Source organism: Nocardia pseudobrasiliensis NBRC 108224, assembly GCF_001613105.1.
GTDB lineage: Bacteria > Actinomycetota > Actinomycetes > Mycobacteriales > Mycobacteriaceae > Nocardia > Nocardia pseudobrasiliensis.
Genome location: NZ_BDBS01000069.1, coordinates 20781 through 37729 on the forward strand (window position 1 = coordinate 20781; position 16949 = coordinate 37729).

The 16949-nt window shown below is 67.4% G+C and carries 16 protein-coding genes; 8 read left to right on the plus strand and 8 right to left on the minus strand.

The features are described from left to right. Positions 1-11 precede the first annotated feature (11 nt). Positions 12-677, minus strand: coding sequence for a hypothetical protein (locus NP4_RS37365; RefSeq protein WP_068008620.1), 666 nt, complete (start codon positions 675-677; stop codon positions 12-14). Between the two features lie 154 nt (positions 678-831). Here NP4_RS37365 and NP4_RS37370 point away from each other — a divergent pair, with 154 nt between their 5' ends. Genes NP4_RS37370 through NP4_RS37390 form a run of 5 tightly spaced genes read left to right on the plus strand, consistent with a single transcriptional unit; the run spans position 832 to position 6983 of the window. After that, complete coding sequence (locus NP4_RS37370) at positions 832-1809, plus strand: ABC transporter permease (protein WP_062503203.1); 978 nt, start codon at positions 832-834, stop codon at positions 1807-1809. Then, a complete protein-coding gene (locus NP4_RS37375; protein ID WP_068008625.1) occupies positions 1806-2777 on the plus strand; it encodes an ABC transporter permease in 972 nt (323 codons plus the stop codon). The genes NP4_RS37370 and NP4_RS37375 overlap by 4 nt, the downstream gene beginning before the upstream one ends. 8 nt (positions 2778-2785) lie before the next feature. Further along, a complete protein-coding gene (locus NP4_RS37380; protein ID WP_068008696.1) occupies positions 2786-4624 on the plus strand; it encodes an ABC transporter ATP-binding protein in 1839 nt (612 codons plus the stop codon). Positions 4625-4653: 29 nt separating this feature from the next. Next, positions 4654-6327 carry an ABC transporter family substrate-binding protein gene (locus NP4_RS37385; RefSeq protein WP_068008629.1) on the plus strand — a complete coding sequence of 558 codons (1674 nt, stop codon included), beginning with the start codon at positions 4654-4656 and terminating at the stop codon, positions 6325-6327. Continuing rightward, positions 6324-6983 (plus strand): hypothetical protein, encoded by a 660-nt coding sequence (locus tag NP4_RS37390; RefSeq protein ID WP_114755886.1) that lies wholly within the window; start codon positions 6324-6326, stop codon positions 6981-6983. Before NP4_RS37385 ends, NP4_RS37390 begins: the two co-directional genes overlap by 4 nt. A 1-nt stretch (position 6984) precedes the next feature. On the opposite strand, the gene NP4_RS37395 is transcribed toward NP4_RS37390, so the two are convergent. Both NP4_RS37395 and NP4_RS37400 read right to left on the minus strand, forming a co-directional pair. Then, positions 6985-7995, minus strand: a complete 1011-nt coding sequence (locus NP4_RS37395; RefSeq protein ID WP_068008632.1) for an agmatine deiminase family protein — start codon at positions 7993-7995, stop codon at positions 6985-6987. 117 nt (positions 7996-8112) lie between these two features. Further along, positions 8113-8706, minus strand: coding sequence for a TetR/AcrR family transcriptional regulator (locus tag NP4_RS37400; protein ID WP_068008635.1), 594 nt, complete (start codon positions 8704-8706; stop codon positions 8113-8115). A gap of 117 nt (positions 8707-8823) precedes the next feature. On the opposite strand from NP4_RS37400, the gene NP4_RS37405 reads away from it, so the two are divergent. Further along, positions 8824-10227 carry an MFS transporter gene (locus NP4_RS37405; protein WP_068008638.1) on the plus strand — a complete coding sequence of 468 codons (1404 nt, stop codon included), beginning with the start codon at positions 8824-8826 and terminating at the stop codon, positions 10225-10227. A 3-nt stretch (positions 10228-10230) separates the two neighbouring features. Here NP4_RS37405 and NP4_RS37410 read toward each other — a convergent pair whose 3' ends face one another. Both NP4_RS37410 and NP4_RS37415 read right to left on the minus strand, forming a co-directional pair. Continuing rightward, positions 10231-10989: a lysophospholipid acyltransferase family protein gene (locus tag NP4_RS37410; protein WP_068008643.1), complete on the minus strand. Its 759-nt coding sequence runs from the start codon at positions 10987-10989 to the stop codon at positions 10231-10233. Positions 10990-11008: 19 nt separating this feature from the next. Then, entirely contained in the window at positions 11009-11791 is a 783-nt protein-coding gene (locus tag NP4_RS37415; RefSeq protein WP_068008646.1) for a lysophospholipid acyltransferase family protein, read from the minus strand. Positions 11792-11944: 153 nt separating this feature from the next. Between NP4_RS37415 and NP4_RS37420 the strand changes: the two genes are divergently transcribed. Both NP4_RS37420 and NP4_RS37425 read left to right on the plus strand, forming a co-directional pair. Beyond that, positions 11945-12757 (plus strand): hypothetical protein, encoded by an 813-nt coding sequence (locus NP4_RS37420; protein ID WP_245998618.1) that lies wholly within the window; start codon positions 11945-11947, stop codon positions 12755-12757. Between the two features lie 44 nt (positions 12758-12801). Continuing rightward, complete coding sequence (locus NP4_RS37425) at positions 12802-14340, plus strand: Rieske 2Fe-2S domain-containing protein (protein WP_068008649.1); 1539 nt, start codon at positions 12802-12804, stop codon at positions 14338-14340. On the opposite strand, the gene NP4_RS37430 is transcribed toward NP4_RS37425, so the two are convergent. The 3 genes from NP4_RS37430 to NP4_RS37440 form a co-directional block, all read right to left on the minus strand. Further along, a complete protein-coding gene (locus NP4_RS37430) occupies positions 14333-14668 on the minus strand; it encodes a BP74-related protein (RefSeq protein ID WP_068008652.1) in 336 nt (111 codons plus the stop codon). The two genes, NP4_RS37425 and NP4_RS37430, sit on opposite strands and share 8 nt — an antisense overlap. A 194-nt stretch (positions 14669-14862) precedes the next feature. Beyond that, positions 14863-15852 (minus strand): MauE/DoxX family redox-associated membrane protein, encoded by a 990-nt coding sequence (locus NP4_RS37435; RefSeq protein WP_068008655.1) that lies wholly within the window; start codon positions 15850-15852, stop codon positions 14863-14865. A gap of 64 nt (positions 15853-15916) precedes the next feature. After that, entirely contained in the window at positions 15917-16945 is a 1029-nt protein-coding gene (locus NP4_RS37440) for a Gfo/Idh/MocA family protein (RefSeq protein WP_068008658.1), read from the minus strand. Between the last annotated feature and the right edge of the window lie 4 nt (positions 16946-16949).

The window sequence follows — 16949 nt, forward strand, 5'->3', positions numbered from 1 at the left end:
CCGGACCGTAATCACGATTCGGGGCGACCCCAGGGGTTATCGGTCGGCGCAGGGCCCGGTTGCGGGGCCGGGGGCTGCGGCGACGGCGGTTGACCCGGGTAGGGCTGTGACGGATACGACTGTGGCGAATAGGGCGCGCCCGGATATCCGGGCGGATAGGCCCCGGTCGGGCGGTGTGCCAGCCATCGCCCGGTCGCGGGGACCAGGGCGAGGACCAGCGTCACGACAGGGAAGGCCAATCCGACCAGACCACCCACGGTTCCACCGACCGCACCGGCCGCGGAGTCGAAGGCTCCGGCACTCGCCGACACCGCGACGCCCACGAGGCCGATCAGAAGCGACAGCACCGTGGCGACCACGATCAGCGACCGCCCGATCGGCTTGCGCAGGAAGATCGCGATCGCACCCCAGGCCAGCAGCGCGCCGATCACGAATCCCGACACGCCGATCGCCATCAGATAGGACCCGGCCCAACTCCGTGTGTACACACCGGAATCGACGTACTCGCGGCCGAATCCGGTCGCGCCCAACGCCACATCAACCAGTCCGCCGAGCAGCTCACTCACCGCCCCCAGCGCCGCCAGCACACCCGCGGCAATGGCCGTCCCGCCGCTCGGCGCGGGTTGCCATGCCTGCGGGTACGGGTCGTAGCCGCCCGGATACTGCGGAAGATTCATCGATCAGCCCCCTTGTTCGAACCTGAACTTCGTCCGTAACGATCGGACCGATGCACGATATCTCCGATTCGGGCATGTCACCCGCCGTGCATAACACGCCACCAACCCCATGTGTCCCTATGATCAGGGGCTAGTAACCGACCCGAGGGGACCGATGACCGGCTTTCTGCTACGACGTGCGCTGAACTATGTCGTGCTGCTGGTGCTGGCGACGTTCCTGACGTTCAGCCTGGCCTCGTTGACCTTTCATCCGCTCGACAGCCTGCAACAGCGCAATCCGCGGCCCCCGCAATCGGTGATCGACGCCAAGGCCGAGGAGCTGCACCTCAACGATCCGATCCCGCAGCGCTATCTGACCTGGGTCGGCGGCATGGTGCACGGCGACTTCGGCAAGACGCTGGGCGGCCAGCCCGTCAGCGAGGAGCTGCCGCGCCGGATCGGTGTCAGCCTGCGCCTGTTGATCGTCGGATCGATCGTGGGCACGGTCCTCGGTGTATTGATCGGTGCGGCGGGGGCCATCCGGCAGTACAGATTCAGCGACTACTTCACGACGATCGTCTCGCTGCTGATTCTGAGCACCCCCGTGTTCCTACTCGCTACCATCCTGAAATATGGTGCGCTGGAAGTCAACTCCCTGACGGGTCAGCAGATCTTCCTCTACACCGGCGAAACCTCGGCGAATGCCGTGCACGGACTGTGGAATCAGCTGGTCGACCGCCTCCAGCACATGGTCATACCCAGCCTCGGCCTGGCCTTGGGCTCGATGGCCAGTTACAGCCGCTACCAACGCAATGCGATGCTCGACGTGCTGCAGAGCGATTTCATCCGCACCGCCCGCGCGAAGGGGCTCACTCGCAACCGCGCACTGTACAAACACGGCCTGCGCACCGCCCTGATCCCGATGGCCACCCTGTTCGCCTACGGTCTCGGCGCGCTGATCACGGGCGCGACCTTCACCGAGAAGATCTTCGGCTGGCACGGTGTCGGCGAATGGCTGGTGGACGGCATCAATGCCCAGGACCTCTACATCGTGGCAACGGTCACCGCGTTCGCCGGTTTGGTGGTGCTGGTCTCCGGTTTGCTGTCCGATATCGTCTATGCCCTCCTCGATCCCCGGGTGCGTGTGTCATGAGCGAAGCGGAGATCATCGTTCAGGGCGCGCCGGAACCCGCCGCGGCCGGACGCCGGAAACTGGTGTTGCGCCGGTTCCTTCGCAACAAAGCGGCGGTGACGGGCCTGATCGTCCTGCTGCTCATGCTGATTCTGGCCTTCGCGCTGCCGCCATTGCTGAAATACGACTACGAGCAGCTGGATTACACGGCGTTGCTGAAGCCGCCGAGCCCGGATCATCCGTTCGGCACCAATCAGATCGGCCAGGACGTCCTCGCCCAGACGCTGCGCGGACTGCAGAAGTCACTGGTGATCGGCTTCAGCGTGGCGATCTTCACCAGCCTCATCGCCGTGGCGACCGGATCGGTCGCGGGCCTGCTCGGCGGCTGGACCGACCGGGCCATCATGTGGCTGGTCGATCTGCTGCTGGTGGTGCCCAGCTTCATCGTCGTCGCGATCTTCGCACCGCGCACCAAAGGTAGCGGTTCGATCATCCTGCTGATCGTGCTGCTGGCGGCGTTCAGCTGGATGATCAGCGCGCGGATCGTGCGCGGGCTGACCCTGAGCCTGCGCGATCGCGAATTCGTCCGGGCCGCACGGTATATGGGCGCCTCGACCTGGACCGTCATCACCACCCACATCGTCCCGAACATCGCCTCGATCCTGATCATCGACACCACGCTCTCGGTCGGTTCGGCGATCATCGCCGAGACGGGCCTGAGCTATCTGGGCTTCGGCGTACAGCCGCCGGATGTGTCCCTGGGCTCGCTGATCGCCGCGGGCACCAAATCCGCGCTGACCTATCCGTGGCTGTTCCTGTTCTCCGGTGGCCTGCTGGTGATCACGGTGCTGTGCGCGAATCTGGTCGGCGACGGCCTGCGCGACGCCTTCGATCCGAGCTCCAGGCGAGCGCGGTCGCGGCGTAGGCAAAACGACGATCCGCAAGGTCCGGCCGCGGTGCCGACTGATGGAAAGGCCGCCGCAGCATGAGTGAGGCGATGCGTGCGACAACCGCACCGCTGCTGGAGGTTTCGGACCTCCACGTGTCGTTCCCCTCCGAGGAGGGTCGTATCGACGCCGTGCGCGGGGTGAACTACACCGTCGCCGACGGCGAGGTGCTGGCCATCGTGGGTGAATCCGGTTCGGGTAAATCGGTGTCCTCCCTGGCGGTGATGGGTCTGCTGCCCGATCAGGCGCGGGTGCGCGGGTCGATCCGATTGCGCGGTAAGGAATTGCTGGGCATGGGCGATCGCCAGCTGTCCAGCCTGCGCGGCAGCCGGATCAGCATGGTCTTCCAGGATCCGCTCTCCGCGCTTACCCCGGTGTACCGCATCGGTGAACAGATCGCCGAAGCCCTGCTGGCCCACGGGAAGATGGGCAAATCCGAGGCCGCGCGTCGGGCGGTGGAGCTGTTGGATCTGGTCGGCATTCCCGATCCGGAATTGCGCGCCAAGGCATTCCCGCACGAATTCTCCGGCGGTATGCGCCAGCGCGTGGTGATCGCGATGGCCATCGCCAACGATCCGGAACTGATCATCTGCGACGAACCGACCACTGCGCTCGACGTCACCGTGCAGAAGCAGATCCTCGGCCTGCTGCGCAAGGCCCGCGACATCACCGGCGCGGGCGTGGTGATGATCACCCACGATATGGGCATCGCCGCCACCCTGGCCGATCGGGTGGCGGTCATGTACGCCGGGCGAATCGTCGAAACCGCGGGAGCCACCGAACTTTTCAACTCCCCGCGCATGCCCTACACCGTCGGCCTGCTCGGCTCCATCCCGCGCATGGACGGCCCGCCGCGCGCCCCGCTGATTCCCATCGTCGGCGCGCCACCGGCCATGCACGCGCTGCCGCCCGGCTGCCCGTTCGCCCCGCGCTGCCCGGTCTCGATCGATGACTGCCGCGCCGCGGAACCACCGCTGCAGGACACCAATCCGGGCCATCGCGCCGCGTGTATCCGCACGGCGGAGGTCGGCGCCGACGCGCTGTTCGCCGCCTACCGCCGCGAGATCACCGAGCCGGAACGCGAGGTCGAGCCGGATCCCCGTGTGGTACTGCGGGTTTCGGGACTGACCAAAACCTTCCCGATCACCTCCGGCGTGGTGTTCAAACGCCGCCAGGGCGAGGTGCGCGCGGTCGACGGTATCGACTTCGAGGTGCGCGCCGGACGCACCCTGGCGCTGGTCGGCGAGTCGGGTTCGGGTAAATCCACCACGCTGACCCAGATCCTGGATCTGATCCGGCCGGAGGCGGGCGTCATCGAGGTGCTCGGCCACGACGTGACCACCCTGACCAAGGCGCAGCGCCGCGAGATCCGCCGCAAGATGCAGATCGTCTTCCAGGATCCCTCGGCCTCCCTGGATCCGCGCCTGCCCATCTTCGACGCGCTGGCCGAACCGCTGCGGGTCGACGGCCGCTCGCGCGACGAGATCCGCAGGCGGGTACCGGAATTGCTGAAGCAGGTCGGCCTGCGCAGTGAACACGCCGACCGCTACCCGGCCGACTTCTCCGGCGGACAGAAACAGCGCATCAATATCGCCCGCGCGCTGGCGCTGGATCCGGAACTGCTGGTGCTGGACGAACCGGTGTCCTCGCTGGACGTCTCGATCCAGGCGGGCGTGCTGAATCTGCTGCGCGAGTTGCAGGCCGAGCGCGGACTGTCGTATCTGTTCGTCTCGCACGATCTGTCGGTGGTGCGCAACCTCGCCCACGACATCGCCGTGATGTATCGCGGCAAGATCGTCGAATCAGGCCCGGCGGAACAGATTTTCGCCGCTCCCCGCGACGAGTACACCCGCGCCCTCATCGACGCGGTCCCCGTTCCGGTTAAGTAGTACCCCTGTCCCGACGGAAGGAGCGATCCATGCGGATTCGTTCGACAGTGATCCGAGCCGCGATACCCGCGGTCACGCTAGGTTTGATCGTGTCCGGCTGTTCGAGCTCGGATTCCGGCGGCACCGGAACGTCCGCGATCGGGACAACCAACGACATCAATCCGCACGATGTGGCAGATCTGCGCGACGGCGGCAATCTGCGGCTGCCGATCTCGGCGCTCCCGGTCAACTGGAACACCCTGTCCGTCGACGGCAACGACATCGAGATCACCAACGTCGAACGGCCGATGATGCCGCAGGCGTTCCGGATCGACGCCGCGGGCAACACCTCCGTGAACACCGACTACTTCACCGATGTCCAACTCACCAATACCAATCCGCAGCAGGTCACCTACACCATCAACCCGAAGGCGGCCTGGTCCGACGGCACCCCCATGAGCTGGGAGGACATCGCCGCCGAGGCCAACGCGCTCAGCGGGCGCGACAAGTCGTACCTGATCGCCAACAACAGCGGTTTCGATCGGGTGGAGAAGGTCGAACGCGGTAAGGACGACAAACAGGCCGTCATCACCTTCAACAAGCATTTCGCGGAGTGGAAGGGCCAGTTCGCGGGCAACAGCTTCCTGCTGCCCAAATCCGTCACCGGTAACCCCGAGGCGTTCAACAAGAGCCAGGTCGACGGCATCACGGTGACCTCGGGCCCGTTCCGCGTCCGCTCCACCGACCGGGCACAGGGCCGAATCGTGCTGGAGCGCGATCCGAAATGGTGGGGCGCCACCCCGAAATTGGACACCATCACCTTCAGCGTGCTGGCCTCCGAGGCGACCCTGCCCGCACTGCAGAACAACGAGATCGATGCCGATGGCATCGGCAACCGCGACGAACTCAAGACCGCACAGGGCATTCCGGATGTGGCGATCCGCCGTACGCCCGCGACGCAGTGGTCGCATCTGACCTTCAACGGCGCGCCGGGCTCCATCCTGTCCGATCCGGCGGTGCGCGTGGCCATCATCAAGGCCATCGACCGCCAGGGCATCGCCACCGCGATCGATAACGGCCTGGTGGCCAATCCCCACGCGCTGAACAACCACGTCTACCTCGAGGGTCAGGCGGGCTTCCAGGACAACAGCCTGCCCTACGATCCCGACGCCGCAGCCAAGGAGCTCGACGCGGCGGGCTGGAAGCTCAACGGCGACGTGCGCGAAAAGAACGGGCGCAAGCTAGAAATCCGCGATGTCATGTACAACCAGGACATCTGGGTGCAGATGGCGCAGATCATGCAGCAGAATCTGGCGCGCGTCGGCGTGAAGCTGAATATCGAGACCAAGCCCGGCCAGGGCTATTTCAGCCAGGTGATCCAACCCGGCGATTTCGATGTGGCGCAGTGGTCCTGGGTCGGTGACCCGTTCCCGCTGGGCAGCCTGAACCAGATCTGGGGCTACGACCCGAAGGATATCCAGGGCAATTACGGTCGCATCGGCTCACCCGAACTCAACGATCTGATCGAGAAGACGGTCTCGGAGCTCGATGAGAAGAAGGCGATCGAACTGGCCAACCAGGTCGACAAGAAGATCTGGGAGGAGGGCCATTCCGCGCCGCTGATCCAGTCGCCGGGCATCCTGGCCGTGCGCGCCGGGCTGGCCAACTACGGCGCCCGCGGTCTGGCCACACTGGACTGGACCAAGGTCGGCTTCCTGAAGTGATCTCCGGTTCGGGCCATCCGCTGGCCTATCCGGCTCTGACGACGTTCGGCGTCCTGGCGATCTGTCTCGCCTGGGCGCCGTTCGGCGATGTGGAGCTGATCGGTCTGGTAGCGACGGTGGCGCTGGTCGTCCTGGGCTACAGCGGATTTCGTTTCGCGGTCGCCGTCGGTGCGCTGCGGTGGCGGGTCGTACAGGCGGGGACGGCGGCGGGTAAGCGGGTGCGGCAGCAGCATCGGCTGTCGAGCCGGTCCTGGCTGGAGTTCACCGCGGGCGGGCGAACCCGTTGGCTGCCGGTGTACTTCGATCCGGCGTTGGTCACGCAGGCGGAGGCGGCGGTCGAATTCGGCGCTGGGACAGTACGTCTGGGCGAGCGGCGGCTGTATCCGTCCGGACCGCCGCGAGATTCGGAGCCGGTGGGCAGGCTGATCGACAATCCGACGCGGCCGGATCCGGACGGTCCGGCCCATGCCGCCCGTGCCGAGCGGCCCGCTCGCCGATTACTGCTGGACGCCCAGTCCGCGGTCGCCGCGCCCTTCGCGGGATTGTTCTGGGTGTACGCGGTGGGCGGCGGCCTGGTCGCCTTCGCCTGCGCGAGTACCGTTTTCGCGGGTACGGCGATCTGGTTGGCCGCGATCCGGGGGTCGGATCCCAGCTGAGTCAGATCGGCTGCTGCTGGGTGCAGCAGTGGATGCCGCCGCCGCCCTCGGCGACCGCGTTGTATTCGATGCGCACCACCTCGCGGCCCGGGAACTGTTCGGCGACGATGCCCGCGGCCCGGTCGTCGCTGCGGCGGTCGCCGTAGGCGTGCAGGTAGACCGCGTCGTTGCCGACGTAGAAGTTGGCGTAGGAGTAGAGGAAGTCCATGCCGCGCTCGCCGGGCATATCGGCCCGATTCGGTTGCGGCAGTTCGACGATCTCGAAAGGGCGGCCCGTAACGTCGGTGGCCTCGGCCAGCCGGGAGCGCGCCTTGGCGGCCGCCCGGGCGAAGACGTCGGCGGGGTCCGGATCGACCGGCCAGTCCAGCAGAATGACGCCCGGGCTGGCGAACCGCGCGAACGCGTCGACGTGACAATCGGTCACATCCTCGTCGGCCACCCCCTGCAGCCATACGATCTTGCCGATGCCCAGCAGATCGGCCACGGCCCGTTCGATGTCTTCGTGCCGCAGATCCGGATTGCGATTCGGATTGATCAGCGAACTCTCCGTGGCCAGCATGGTGCCCGCGCCGTCGACCTCGAGCGCGCCGCCCTCGGCCACGATGGGGGCGATCACGCGCTCGATTCCCGCATTCTCCAGAACCTTTCGGGCCACCTTGGCATCCATGTGGAATTCGGCCTTCTGGCCCCATCCGTTGAAATTGAAGTCGATTCCGATGAGCGAGCCGTCCGCGGCGCGGGCGAAGGTCGGACCGGTATCGCGCAGCCACAGATCGTCCAGCGGCGCGGGGATGACCTCGACCGCCGAACCGCAGGCCAGCCGGGCCTGATCGACATGTTCGCGCCGGGCGATCACGGTCACCGGCTCGCGTTCGGCGATCGCGCGCGCCAGCCGCGCCACATCGTCGCGCACCAGCGGCAGCAGGTGTTCCCACACCGATTCCTTGGCCGGCCAGGCCAGCCAGGTCCGAGCATGTGGAGCGGATTCCGCCGGCATCACATAGCGCGTCATGATTCCGAACGGTATCTAGTCCGAACGCGACACGCAGGAAGGGCTGTGTGTCGGCTGGTCACCCGGGCGCGCCGACCGGCGTGTCGGATACGGACGCCTGACCAGCAGATCCCCCGGTCAGCGCTCGGATCCGAGTACGCCGTCGAGTAACCGGCGCAGCGCCCATTCGAACTCCGCGGCGGGATCCTCGGCGAGCAGATGCGACCGGACCGTGGTGAGCGCGGGATAGTCCAGCGGATCGACCTCGAAACCCGGATGGCCGAGCGGATGCTCGTTGACGACCTGGCCCAGCAGCAGATGCCAGGCCGCGCGATAGGTGCGCGCGGCGGTCGCGGCGTCGAGTCCGGCCTCCAGCAGGGAGGCCATCGCCCCCTCGGTGAACGGCAGCGCGGTCGGGGTGACCGAGGCGGCGTCGACGATCACGCGCGCCGCCCACGGATGCGCGAGCAGGACGCGATGCGCGGCGCACCACTGCTCGACGAGCCGTTCGCGCGGGGTTCCCGCGCGCGGCACCGGAAACGCCCGCGCGAGATCGTCGTTGAGCAGGGCCAGCAGTTCGCGCCGATCGGCGATGTGGCGGTAGAGCGAGGCCTGGCCGGTGTCGAGCTCCTGCGCGATCCGGCGCAGGGTCAGCGCGGCCAGACCCTCCGCATCGGCGACGCGGCGCGCGGCGATCACGATCGCCTCGCGGCTCAGGCGTTCCGCGCGCATTCCGCTCCTTCCGTCGCCGCTGAGCCTAACCAACCGCGACACAGGGCCTTGCGAACGTTGTTCGCAAGTAGTTAGGGTCACCTAACGCGAACGATGTTCGCATAATTGGGAGGTGCTGTGCACTCGGATATCTCGTCCACTCGGCGTATCGGCGCGATGGTCGCGCTGAGCTTCGGCGTGCTGTCCTACGGGCTGATGCAGACCATGCTGGTCCCGGCTCTCGGCGTATTGCAGCGGGCGCTGCACGCGAGTACGAGCGCCGCGACCTGGGCGGTGCTCAGCGCACCGCTGCTGGCCAGCGCGGTGCTCACACCGGTGATCGGGCGGCTCGGCGATCGGTACGGGCGGCGGCGCACGCTGCTGACGGTGCTCGCGGTCTACCTGATCGCGACCGTGATCGCCGCGGCCGCACCGAATATCGGCGTCTTGATCGCGGCCCGCGCCGCACAGGGCATCAGTCTCGCCATCCTGCCGCTGGCCTTCGGCTCGGTTCCGCGCGTGCTACCGCCGGAGCGCGTGCACGGCGGGCTGGGCCTGCTGGCCGGGTTGGTCAGCGGGGCCGCCGGTATCGCACTGGTCTGCGGCGGGCTGATCGTCGACCACGCCTCGTGGCGTTGGCTTTTCGTATCGGGCGCGGGATTGATCGCGGTCACCGCCGCGCTCACGTATGCGTTCGTACCCGAGGGGCGGACGACCCGTACGGGTGGACTCGATCCGGCCGGGACCGTACTACTGGCCGGCGGGCTGTCGGGAATTCTCCTGGCGCTCACCTTCGGACCCACGGCGGGCTGGCTGGCGGCGCGGACACTGGGCACGGCCGTGCTGGGCGCGGCATCGCTGGCCGGATTCCTCGCGCTCGAACGCCGCCTGCACGCACCGCTGATCGATCCGGATCTGGTGCTGCATCGCCGGGTCGGCGTCGCGCATCTGGCGATCTTCGCCCTCGGCGTGGTGCAGTTCCTCTACTACGTGCTGGTACCCAAGCTGGTCGAACTACCCCGGCCCGCAGGCGGTTTCGCGGGTTCGGTGACCACCGCCGGGCTGGTGATGCTGCCGTCGACGCTGATCATCCTGCCCGCGGGCGCGCTGGCCGGACACCTCATCCGCCGCCACGGTCCCCGGCTGCCGATGGCCGCGGGCCTGCTCGCCGCGGCGGCGGGTGCGGCGCTGCTGGCGCTGGCGCACGGCGACCTCGCGCGGCTGGCGATCTGCGCGCTGCCCATCGGGCTGGGCACGGCCCTGGTCATGGCCGCCGCCCCCGCGCATCTGCATCAGGTGGTCGATCAGGCCCACGGCGCAACGGCCAACGGCATCAACACCGTTGCTCGCACTGTCGGCGGCGCACTGGGAAGTCAGCTCGCCGCCGCGCTGACGGCGACCTCCCTGACCGTCGGCGTACCCCGGGCGTTCTGGCTGGCCGCGGTCGTCGCGATCGTCGGCGCGGCGATCGTATTCGGCCGTACCGGCCCGAGTGCCGACTCGAGCGTGACTCCGAAACAGCCTGTGGCCCTTGCCGATTGACGTCTATTCGTCGGCGGCCCGGCGCTGGGCGGCCGCGCGGCGACGGGCCAGCTCCTCCTGCTCGATGACCGCCGCCTGGTCGAGGGTGGGAGCGGCGCCGCCGAGGCGCGCCGGAACCCAGCGGGCTCCGGCGGGCATCTCGTAGTTCCGCTGGGCCCTTTGCAGGAGTTGTTCCATGCTGGAACGCAATTCGGCGGTCAGCGCGTCGGCGGGCTCGTGCGGTGGAATCGGTGCGCCGATCCGGATGTGGATCGGAAAGCGATGGCGGCCCAGCTGTTTCGGAATGTCCTTGGTCCACACCCGCTGTGCGCCCCAGATCACCATCGGCACGATCGGCGTCCCCGCCTCGAGCGCCATCCGGGCCGCACCGGATTTGAATTCCTTCAATTCGAAACTGCGGCTGATGGTCGCCTCCGGATAGACCACCACGATCTCGCCGTCGCGCAGCGACGTCACCGCGCGACCGAAGGACTGCGCCCCGGCGCTGCGGTCCACGCCGATCGCCTTGCACTGCTTCATCAACCAGCCGACAATGCCGTGCTCGAGTTCGGCCTTCATCATGTAGCGGACATTGCGACCCGAATTGCGGCCCACCAGACCGACTTCCATGAAATCCAGATAGGCCGTGTGATTCACCGCCAGCACGGCCCCGCCGGTGCGCGGAATATGCTCCTGCCCCTCGATATCGATCCGCAGCCCCTGCACGCGAAAGATCGTGCGCACCAGGCCGGTGAGAACGTCGAAGACCAGTTCCCGCGCCATACCCGAACTCCCGTACTACCTATTGCTCGGCCGCGTCGGATCGACGCTTGGCCGCCTTCTCCGCCGCCTCGGCGGCATCCATCGCATCGGCCTGTTCCAGTGTGGGGGCAGCGCCGCCCAGGCGGGCCGGAACCCAGTACGCGCCGGGCTCGTGTACATAGTCCTTCTGCAGTTCCAGCAGCAGATCCTGCATGACCGAGCGCAACTCGCGGCTCAGCTCCGCGGCGGGTTCGGCGATACTGCCGCCCGATTCCACCACCGGCGGCTGGATCGGCTCGCCGACCGCGATGGCGATCGGAGTATTCGTACGCCCCAGCCGCTTCGGATACCCCTTGGTCCACACCCGCTGCGCACCCCAGATGACCATCGGGACGATGGGCACCCCGGCCTCGATGGCCATCCGCGCGGCGCCGGACTTGAATTCCTTGATCTCGAAACTACGGCTGATGGTGGCCTCGGGATACACACCGACCAGCTCACCGCGCCGCAGATAGTCCACGGCCGCCTTGTACGAATCCGCCCCCGCGGACCGATCCACGGGAATGTGCTTCAGCGCGCGCATGATCGGCCCGGAGATCTTGTCGTCGAAGACCTCCTTCTTGGCCATGAAGCGGATATACCGCTTCGGCGTGCGCGCGGGCAGCCCGGCATAGGTGAAGTCCATATACCCCGTGTGATTGATGGCGATGACCGCGCCACCCTCGGCGGGGACGTTCTCGGCCCCCTTGACGTCGAATTTCAGGCCCTGGACAAAGAAGACAGTACGGGCCAAGCCGATGATCGTCCGGTAGACGGGTTCCACAATTCCGCTAGCGTAGTCGCTGTCACACCCGGTAACGAGTACCGCATACGAAAGAGGTTCACCACAGTGGAACGCCCCCGACCAGCTGTGTGGGAATCCATCAGGCACAGTGCACAATTCACCCGTATCGCACTGGTGGCCGGAATCGCGGTGGTGAGCGCCGGGCTCCTGACGGGCTGTGACTCCCGCGCCGGAATCGAGGGCACCGACTGGTCGAAGGAGCCGCCGACCACGCGGACACCGAATTCGACCTCGGTCGCGGCGGCCGTCCCCACGCCCGTGGTGACCGCCCGGCCGGGCGAGGTGGCCGTGACTGTCACGCTGACCAGCCCCGACCCCGCGGCGGCCGATGCGCTGACCCGCTGGGCGATGGATCTGCAGCAGGCGCCGCAGCCGACCCTCGAACGCCGCTGCTGGACCCTCGCACCGCGCAATATCGCCGCGATGTACGCCGACAAGCAGGCGATTCTCGCGGCCCTGGCCCAGCCCGGCGTGGACGACGGCACCCAGATCGTGTGGAAGAACGCGCGCCAGAACATCAGCGTCGTGGCCCTGCGCGAGGATATCGACACCGGATACGCCTGCCCGCGCGTCGTACCCACCGGCGGTGACACCTTCAACGACGCCGATGCCCGGCACACCGTGCGCCGCTATCTGTCCCGATTGCGTGGCGCCCCGCTGGACCCGGCCGATACCGAGACCGCGCATCCGCTGCTGTGCGCGGCCGGGACGAGCTGGGATCCCACCGGCAGCGGCCGCACGGCCGCGGCGCCGCTGGCGACCGACCCGAGCAAACTCGGCCCGGTGCGCTCGTTCGTCGACGATTCGCTGTCCTCCCAGGCCCTGCGCGGGGACTACCTCACGGTCTCGGCGCCGGTCACCGGGACCACCGGCGCCCAGCGCGAGCGCACCTTCACCCTGAAGTCGGATGAGCGGGGTTACTGCATCGGCGACGTTTCCGCCTAACCGCTACCCTGGGTGGCTGGCAACGGTTCAGGAAGGGCTTCTTCGTGCAGATCACCAGCGTCGGACACGCCGGATTCCATATCCGCACCGCGGCCGGGACGATCCTCTGTGATCCCTGGGTCAACCCGGCGTACTTCGGCTCGTGGTTCCCCTTCCCGGACAACACCCAGCTGGACTGGGACGAGCTGGGCGACTGCGATTTCCTCTACGTCTCGCATCTGCACCGCGACCACTTCGACGCGAAGAACCTCGCCGAGCACGTGAACAAGGACGCGACGGTCCTGCTGCCGGACTATCCGGTGCCGGATCTGCGGCGCGAGCTGGAGAAGCTGGGCTTCACCAAATTCTTCGAGACCGAGGATTCGGTCAAGCACACCGTCACGGGTCCGGGCGGCGAGCTGGACATCATGATCATCGCGCTGCGCGCGCCCGCCGACGGGCCGATCGGCGATTCGGGTCTGGTCGTCTCCGACGGTGAGACCGTGTGCTTCAACATGAACGACGCGCGGCCGGTCGATATGGACGTGCTGCACGAGGCGTTCGGCCATGTCGACATCCACCTGCTGCAGTACTCGGGCGCGATCTGGTACCCGATGGTCTACGACATCCCGAGCCGCACCAAGGCGAACTTCGGCAAGCAGAAGCGCCAGCGCGGTATGGACCGGTGCCGCAGCTATATCGAGCAGGTCGGCGCGACCTGGGTGGTGCCCTCGGCCGGACCGCCGGTGTTCCTCGACGACGAGCTGCGCTATCTCAACGACGATCACGGCGACGAGGGCAACATCTTCCCCGATCAGATGGTGTTCCTCGAGCAGATGCGCATCCACGGCAACGAGGGCGGGATCCTGATGATCCCCGGCTCGGTCGCCGACGTGCGCGGCCGCGAACTCGACCTCACCCATCCGTTCGAGCCCGGACTGATCTACGACAACAAGGCCGAGTACATCGAACTGATGGCGCGGCGCCTGGCTCCGGCGCTGGAGGCCGAAAAGGCCTCCTGGGCAACGGGTGACGGCCCGCTGCTGCCGCAGCTGAAGGAGCTGTTCGAGCCGATCATGGCACAGAGCGATCTGATCTGCGACGGTATCGGCTATCCGGTCGGACTGGTCCTCGGCGACGAGACCGTGGTGCTGGACTTCCCCAAGCGCGTGGTGCGCGGCCCGATCGACGGAGAAGGTAAGTACCGCTACGGTTTCCGCATCGATCCGCAGCTGGCGCGAACCGTATTGCGCGACAACGAACCCGACTGGGTCAACACGATCTTCCTGTCCACCCGCTTCCAGGCGTGGCGGATCGGCGGCTACAACGAATTCCTCTACACCTTCTTCAAATGCCTGACCGACGAGCGCATCGCCTACGCCGACGGCTGGTTCTCCGAGGCGCACGACGATTCGGCCTCCACCGAACTCGCCGGCTGGGAAGTGCAGCGCCGCTGTCCGCATCTCAAGGCCGACCTGTCCAAATTCGGTGTGGTGGAGGGAACCACCCTCACCTGCAATCTGCACGGCTGGCAGTGGGATCTGGAGAGCGGACGCTGCAAGACCTCCAAGGGTCACGAACTGCGGGCCCGCAAGCTCACTTGATTTCCCTGGTCAGCTTCGACGACCACGGACACCAGAAGCAGCCCGGCAGAAACGCTCCGCACGCCTCGTCGAGATGATCGTCGACGTAGGTGATGCTGGCGTCGCACACCTCGATGGCCATGGTGAAGAACGTGACCGTATCGGGATCGAGGTGGAAGTTCCAGCCCGGGTTGTAGTCGGCCTGTTGTTTGCGAATGCGGCCCATCACGTGGACCGACATCGTCTCCTCACCGGAGAGAATGCGGCGCGCCTCGGCGATGCGCTGCTCGTTTTCCAATCGGATGACGAATTCCTTGCCGGAGTAATCAGTGAATGCGAAGTCCGCCATGGTGTTTCACCTCGAGAACTGATACAGCGGGAGAACTGGACATCTCGATGGTAAGGCGCGAAAACCGCCCTTAACAGCGAAATCGATTGCGCGACAGTATATTTGGAGGACCGACCCGTTTCCTGCGGAATATCACGGCCGTCCGGGTGAAATGCCTGATTTCTCCGGACAAGTCGCCTGATTACCGCTGGCGATTACTGTCGGGCAGCTGTTTTCGCGCGCCCGATCAGCTCACGGATCGCCATCGCACCGCGTGCCACCGGTGCCGCCACGCGTCCCTCGGCATCGATCAGGACACCCGACGGTGTACCGCGCACCCGGTACCGCAGTGCCGCCTCGTTGCCCTGCTGGACCAGGACCGGGATCTCCTCGATGCCGTGGCGCCGCCGCCAGTGCGCATGCTCGTCGACCTCGCCGTTGCCCACCACCGCGATGGTGAGCGCATCGGCCGCGCGAGCCTGCCAGCGCGGCAGCTCGCGTGCCAGCGCCGCGCACATCTCGCAGGACGGATGAACGAAGACCAGCAACAGATTTCGCCCGTCGCGCTGCAGTGTCTCGAGCGACGCCCGACCACCCCGGGTATCGATCAGTTCGAATTCCGGCGCGACCGCACCGACCGGCAGCCCCTCGCCCCCGAGCGTGGACAGCGCCTGCTCGTCGACCCGCCGTCGCACCGCCCGCAGCTCACCGAACAGCAGAACCAGCAACGTCGCCAGCGCCACCGCGACGGCCGAACCGATCGAGCGATCCACCGTGATACCGCCGGGCCCGCGCGGGTATGCCATCGATCCGGCCAGGGCCGCGGCGGCGAGGACGATCAGTACCGCGTTGCGTAGCACGGTCCGCCGCCCGATCGGGCCCGTCCCGATCGCCCCGAAACACGAGCAGGACGGATGTTTTCCGCGCGCCAGCAGCCGCAGCACCGCCGCGGTGAACACGATCAGCAGCACCAGCGCCAACGTGGCCGCCCCCACGGCCACCCACGGCACGAGCAGTCCGACCGCGACCATCGCCTCGATCAGCGGCAGCGCCCGGGCGGCCGGTGGGGCCCACCGCACCGGTACCCCGAATTCCGTCATCGCCTGACCGGTCCCGCTCCGATCCGCGAATTTCCCCCAGGCCGACAGCCCGAAAACCCCTGCCATGGCCAACCGCAGCACCCACACCCCGTATTCGATCAGCATGTCCGCACGATGACACAGCACCGGTGCGGCGAAAGCCGAATCGGCGGAACGGCTTTCGAACGGCTCACGTCAGGGCGCGCGCCCGCTCCAGAATCCGCAGTACCGCCACGGCATCGCGCGGATCGACCGGCACGGGAGCGCCGTCGAGCAGCGCGTCGGCCATCGCCGCGTAGAAGGCCGGATAGTCGCCGGGCTCGCTGGGCACGCGCCGGGTGTCGCCGTCGACTCCGAGCAGCCCCCAGCCGTCGGATTCCACCGCGCCCCAGGGTTTCCCGTCGTCGGGGCGGCGGCCCGAGCGCAGCGCCGCCTCCTGCGGGTCCAATCCGTAGCAGACATATCCGCTCTCGGATCCGAGTACGCGCAGGCGCGGGCCGAGCTGCGGGGTGACCGCGCTCATCCACAGATGCGAGCGCACCCCGGAGGCGTGGGTGAGGGCCAGGAACGCGTCGTCGTCGGTGCTCACCTCGGCTCGGCGGGAATCCAGTTCGCAATAGACGTCGGTGACCGGACCGAACAGATACAGGGCCTGGTCGACCAGATGACTGCCGAGGTCGTAGAGGATGCCCGCACCCTCCTCGACGCCGCCGACCTCGCGCCAGCCGCCCTTGCTCACCGGCCGCCAGCGCTCGAAGCGGGATTCGAAGCGGCGCACCTCGCCCAGCTCGCCCTCGGCGATCAAGCGGCGCAGCGTGCGGAAGTCGCTGTCCCAGCGGCGATTCTGGAATACGCTCAACGCCCGGCCCGCGGTCTCGGCCGCGGCGACGACCTCCTCGCCCTCGGCGGCGGTCAGCGCGAACGGCTTGTCAACCACCACCGGCAGACCCGCCGCGAGCGCCTGCCGGGCCAGCGGGGCATGCGTTCGATTCGGGGTCGCGACGACCACCAGATCAATACCCGCGGGATCGGCGAACAGCTCCTCGGCCGCGCCGATCACCCGCACCCCGGCATATTCGCGCTCGGCCTGCGCGCCCCGCTCCTCGGACGAGGTGACCACCGCGGCCACGCGCATTCTCGGTTCGGCGGCGATCAACGGTGCGTGGAAGACCGATCCGGCCAGGCCGTACCCGATGACGGCAACGTTCAGCGATGTCATCCCA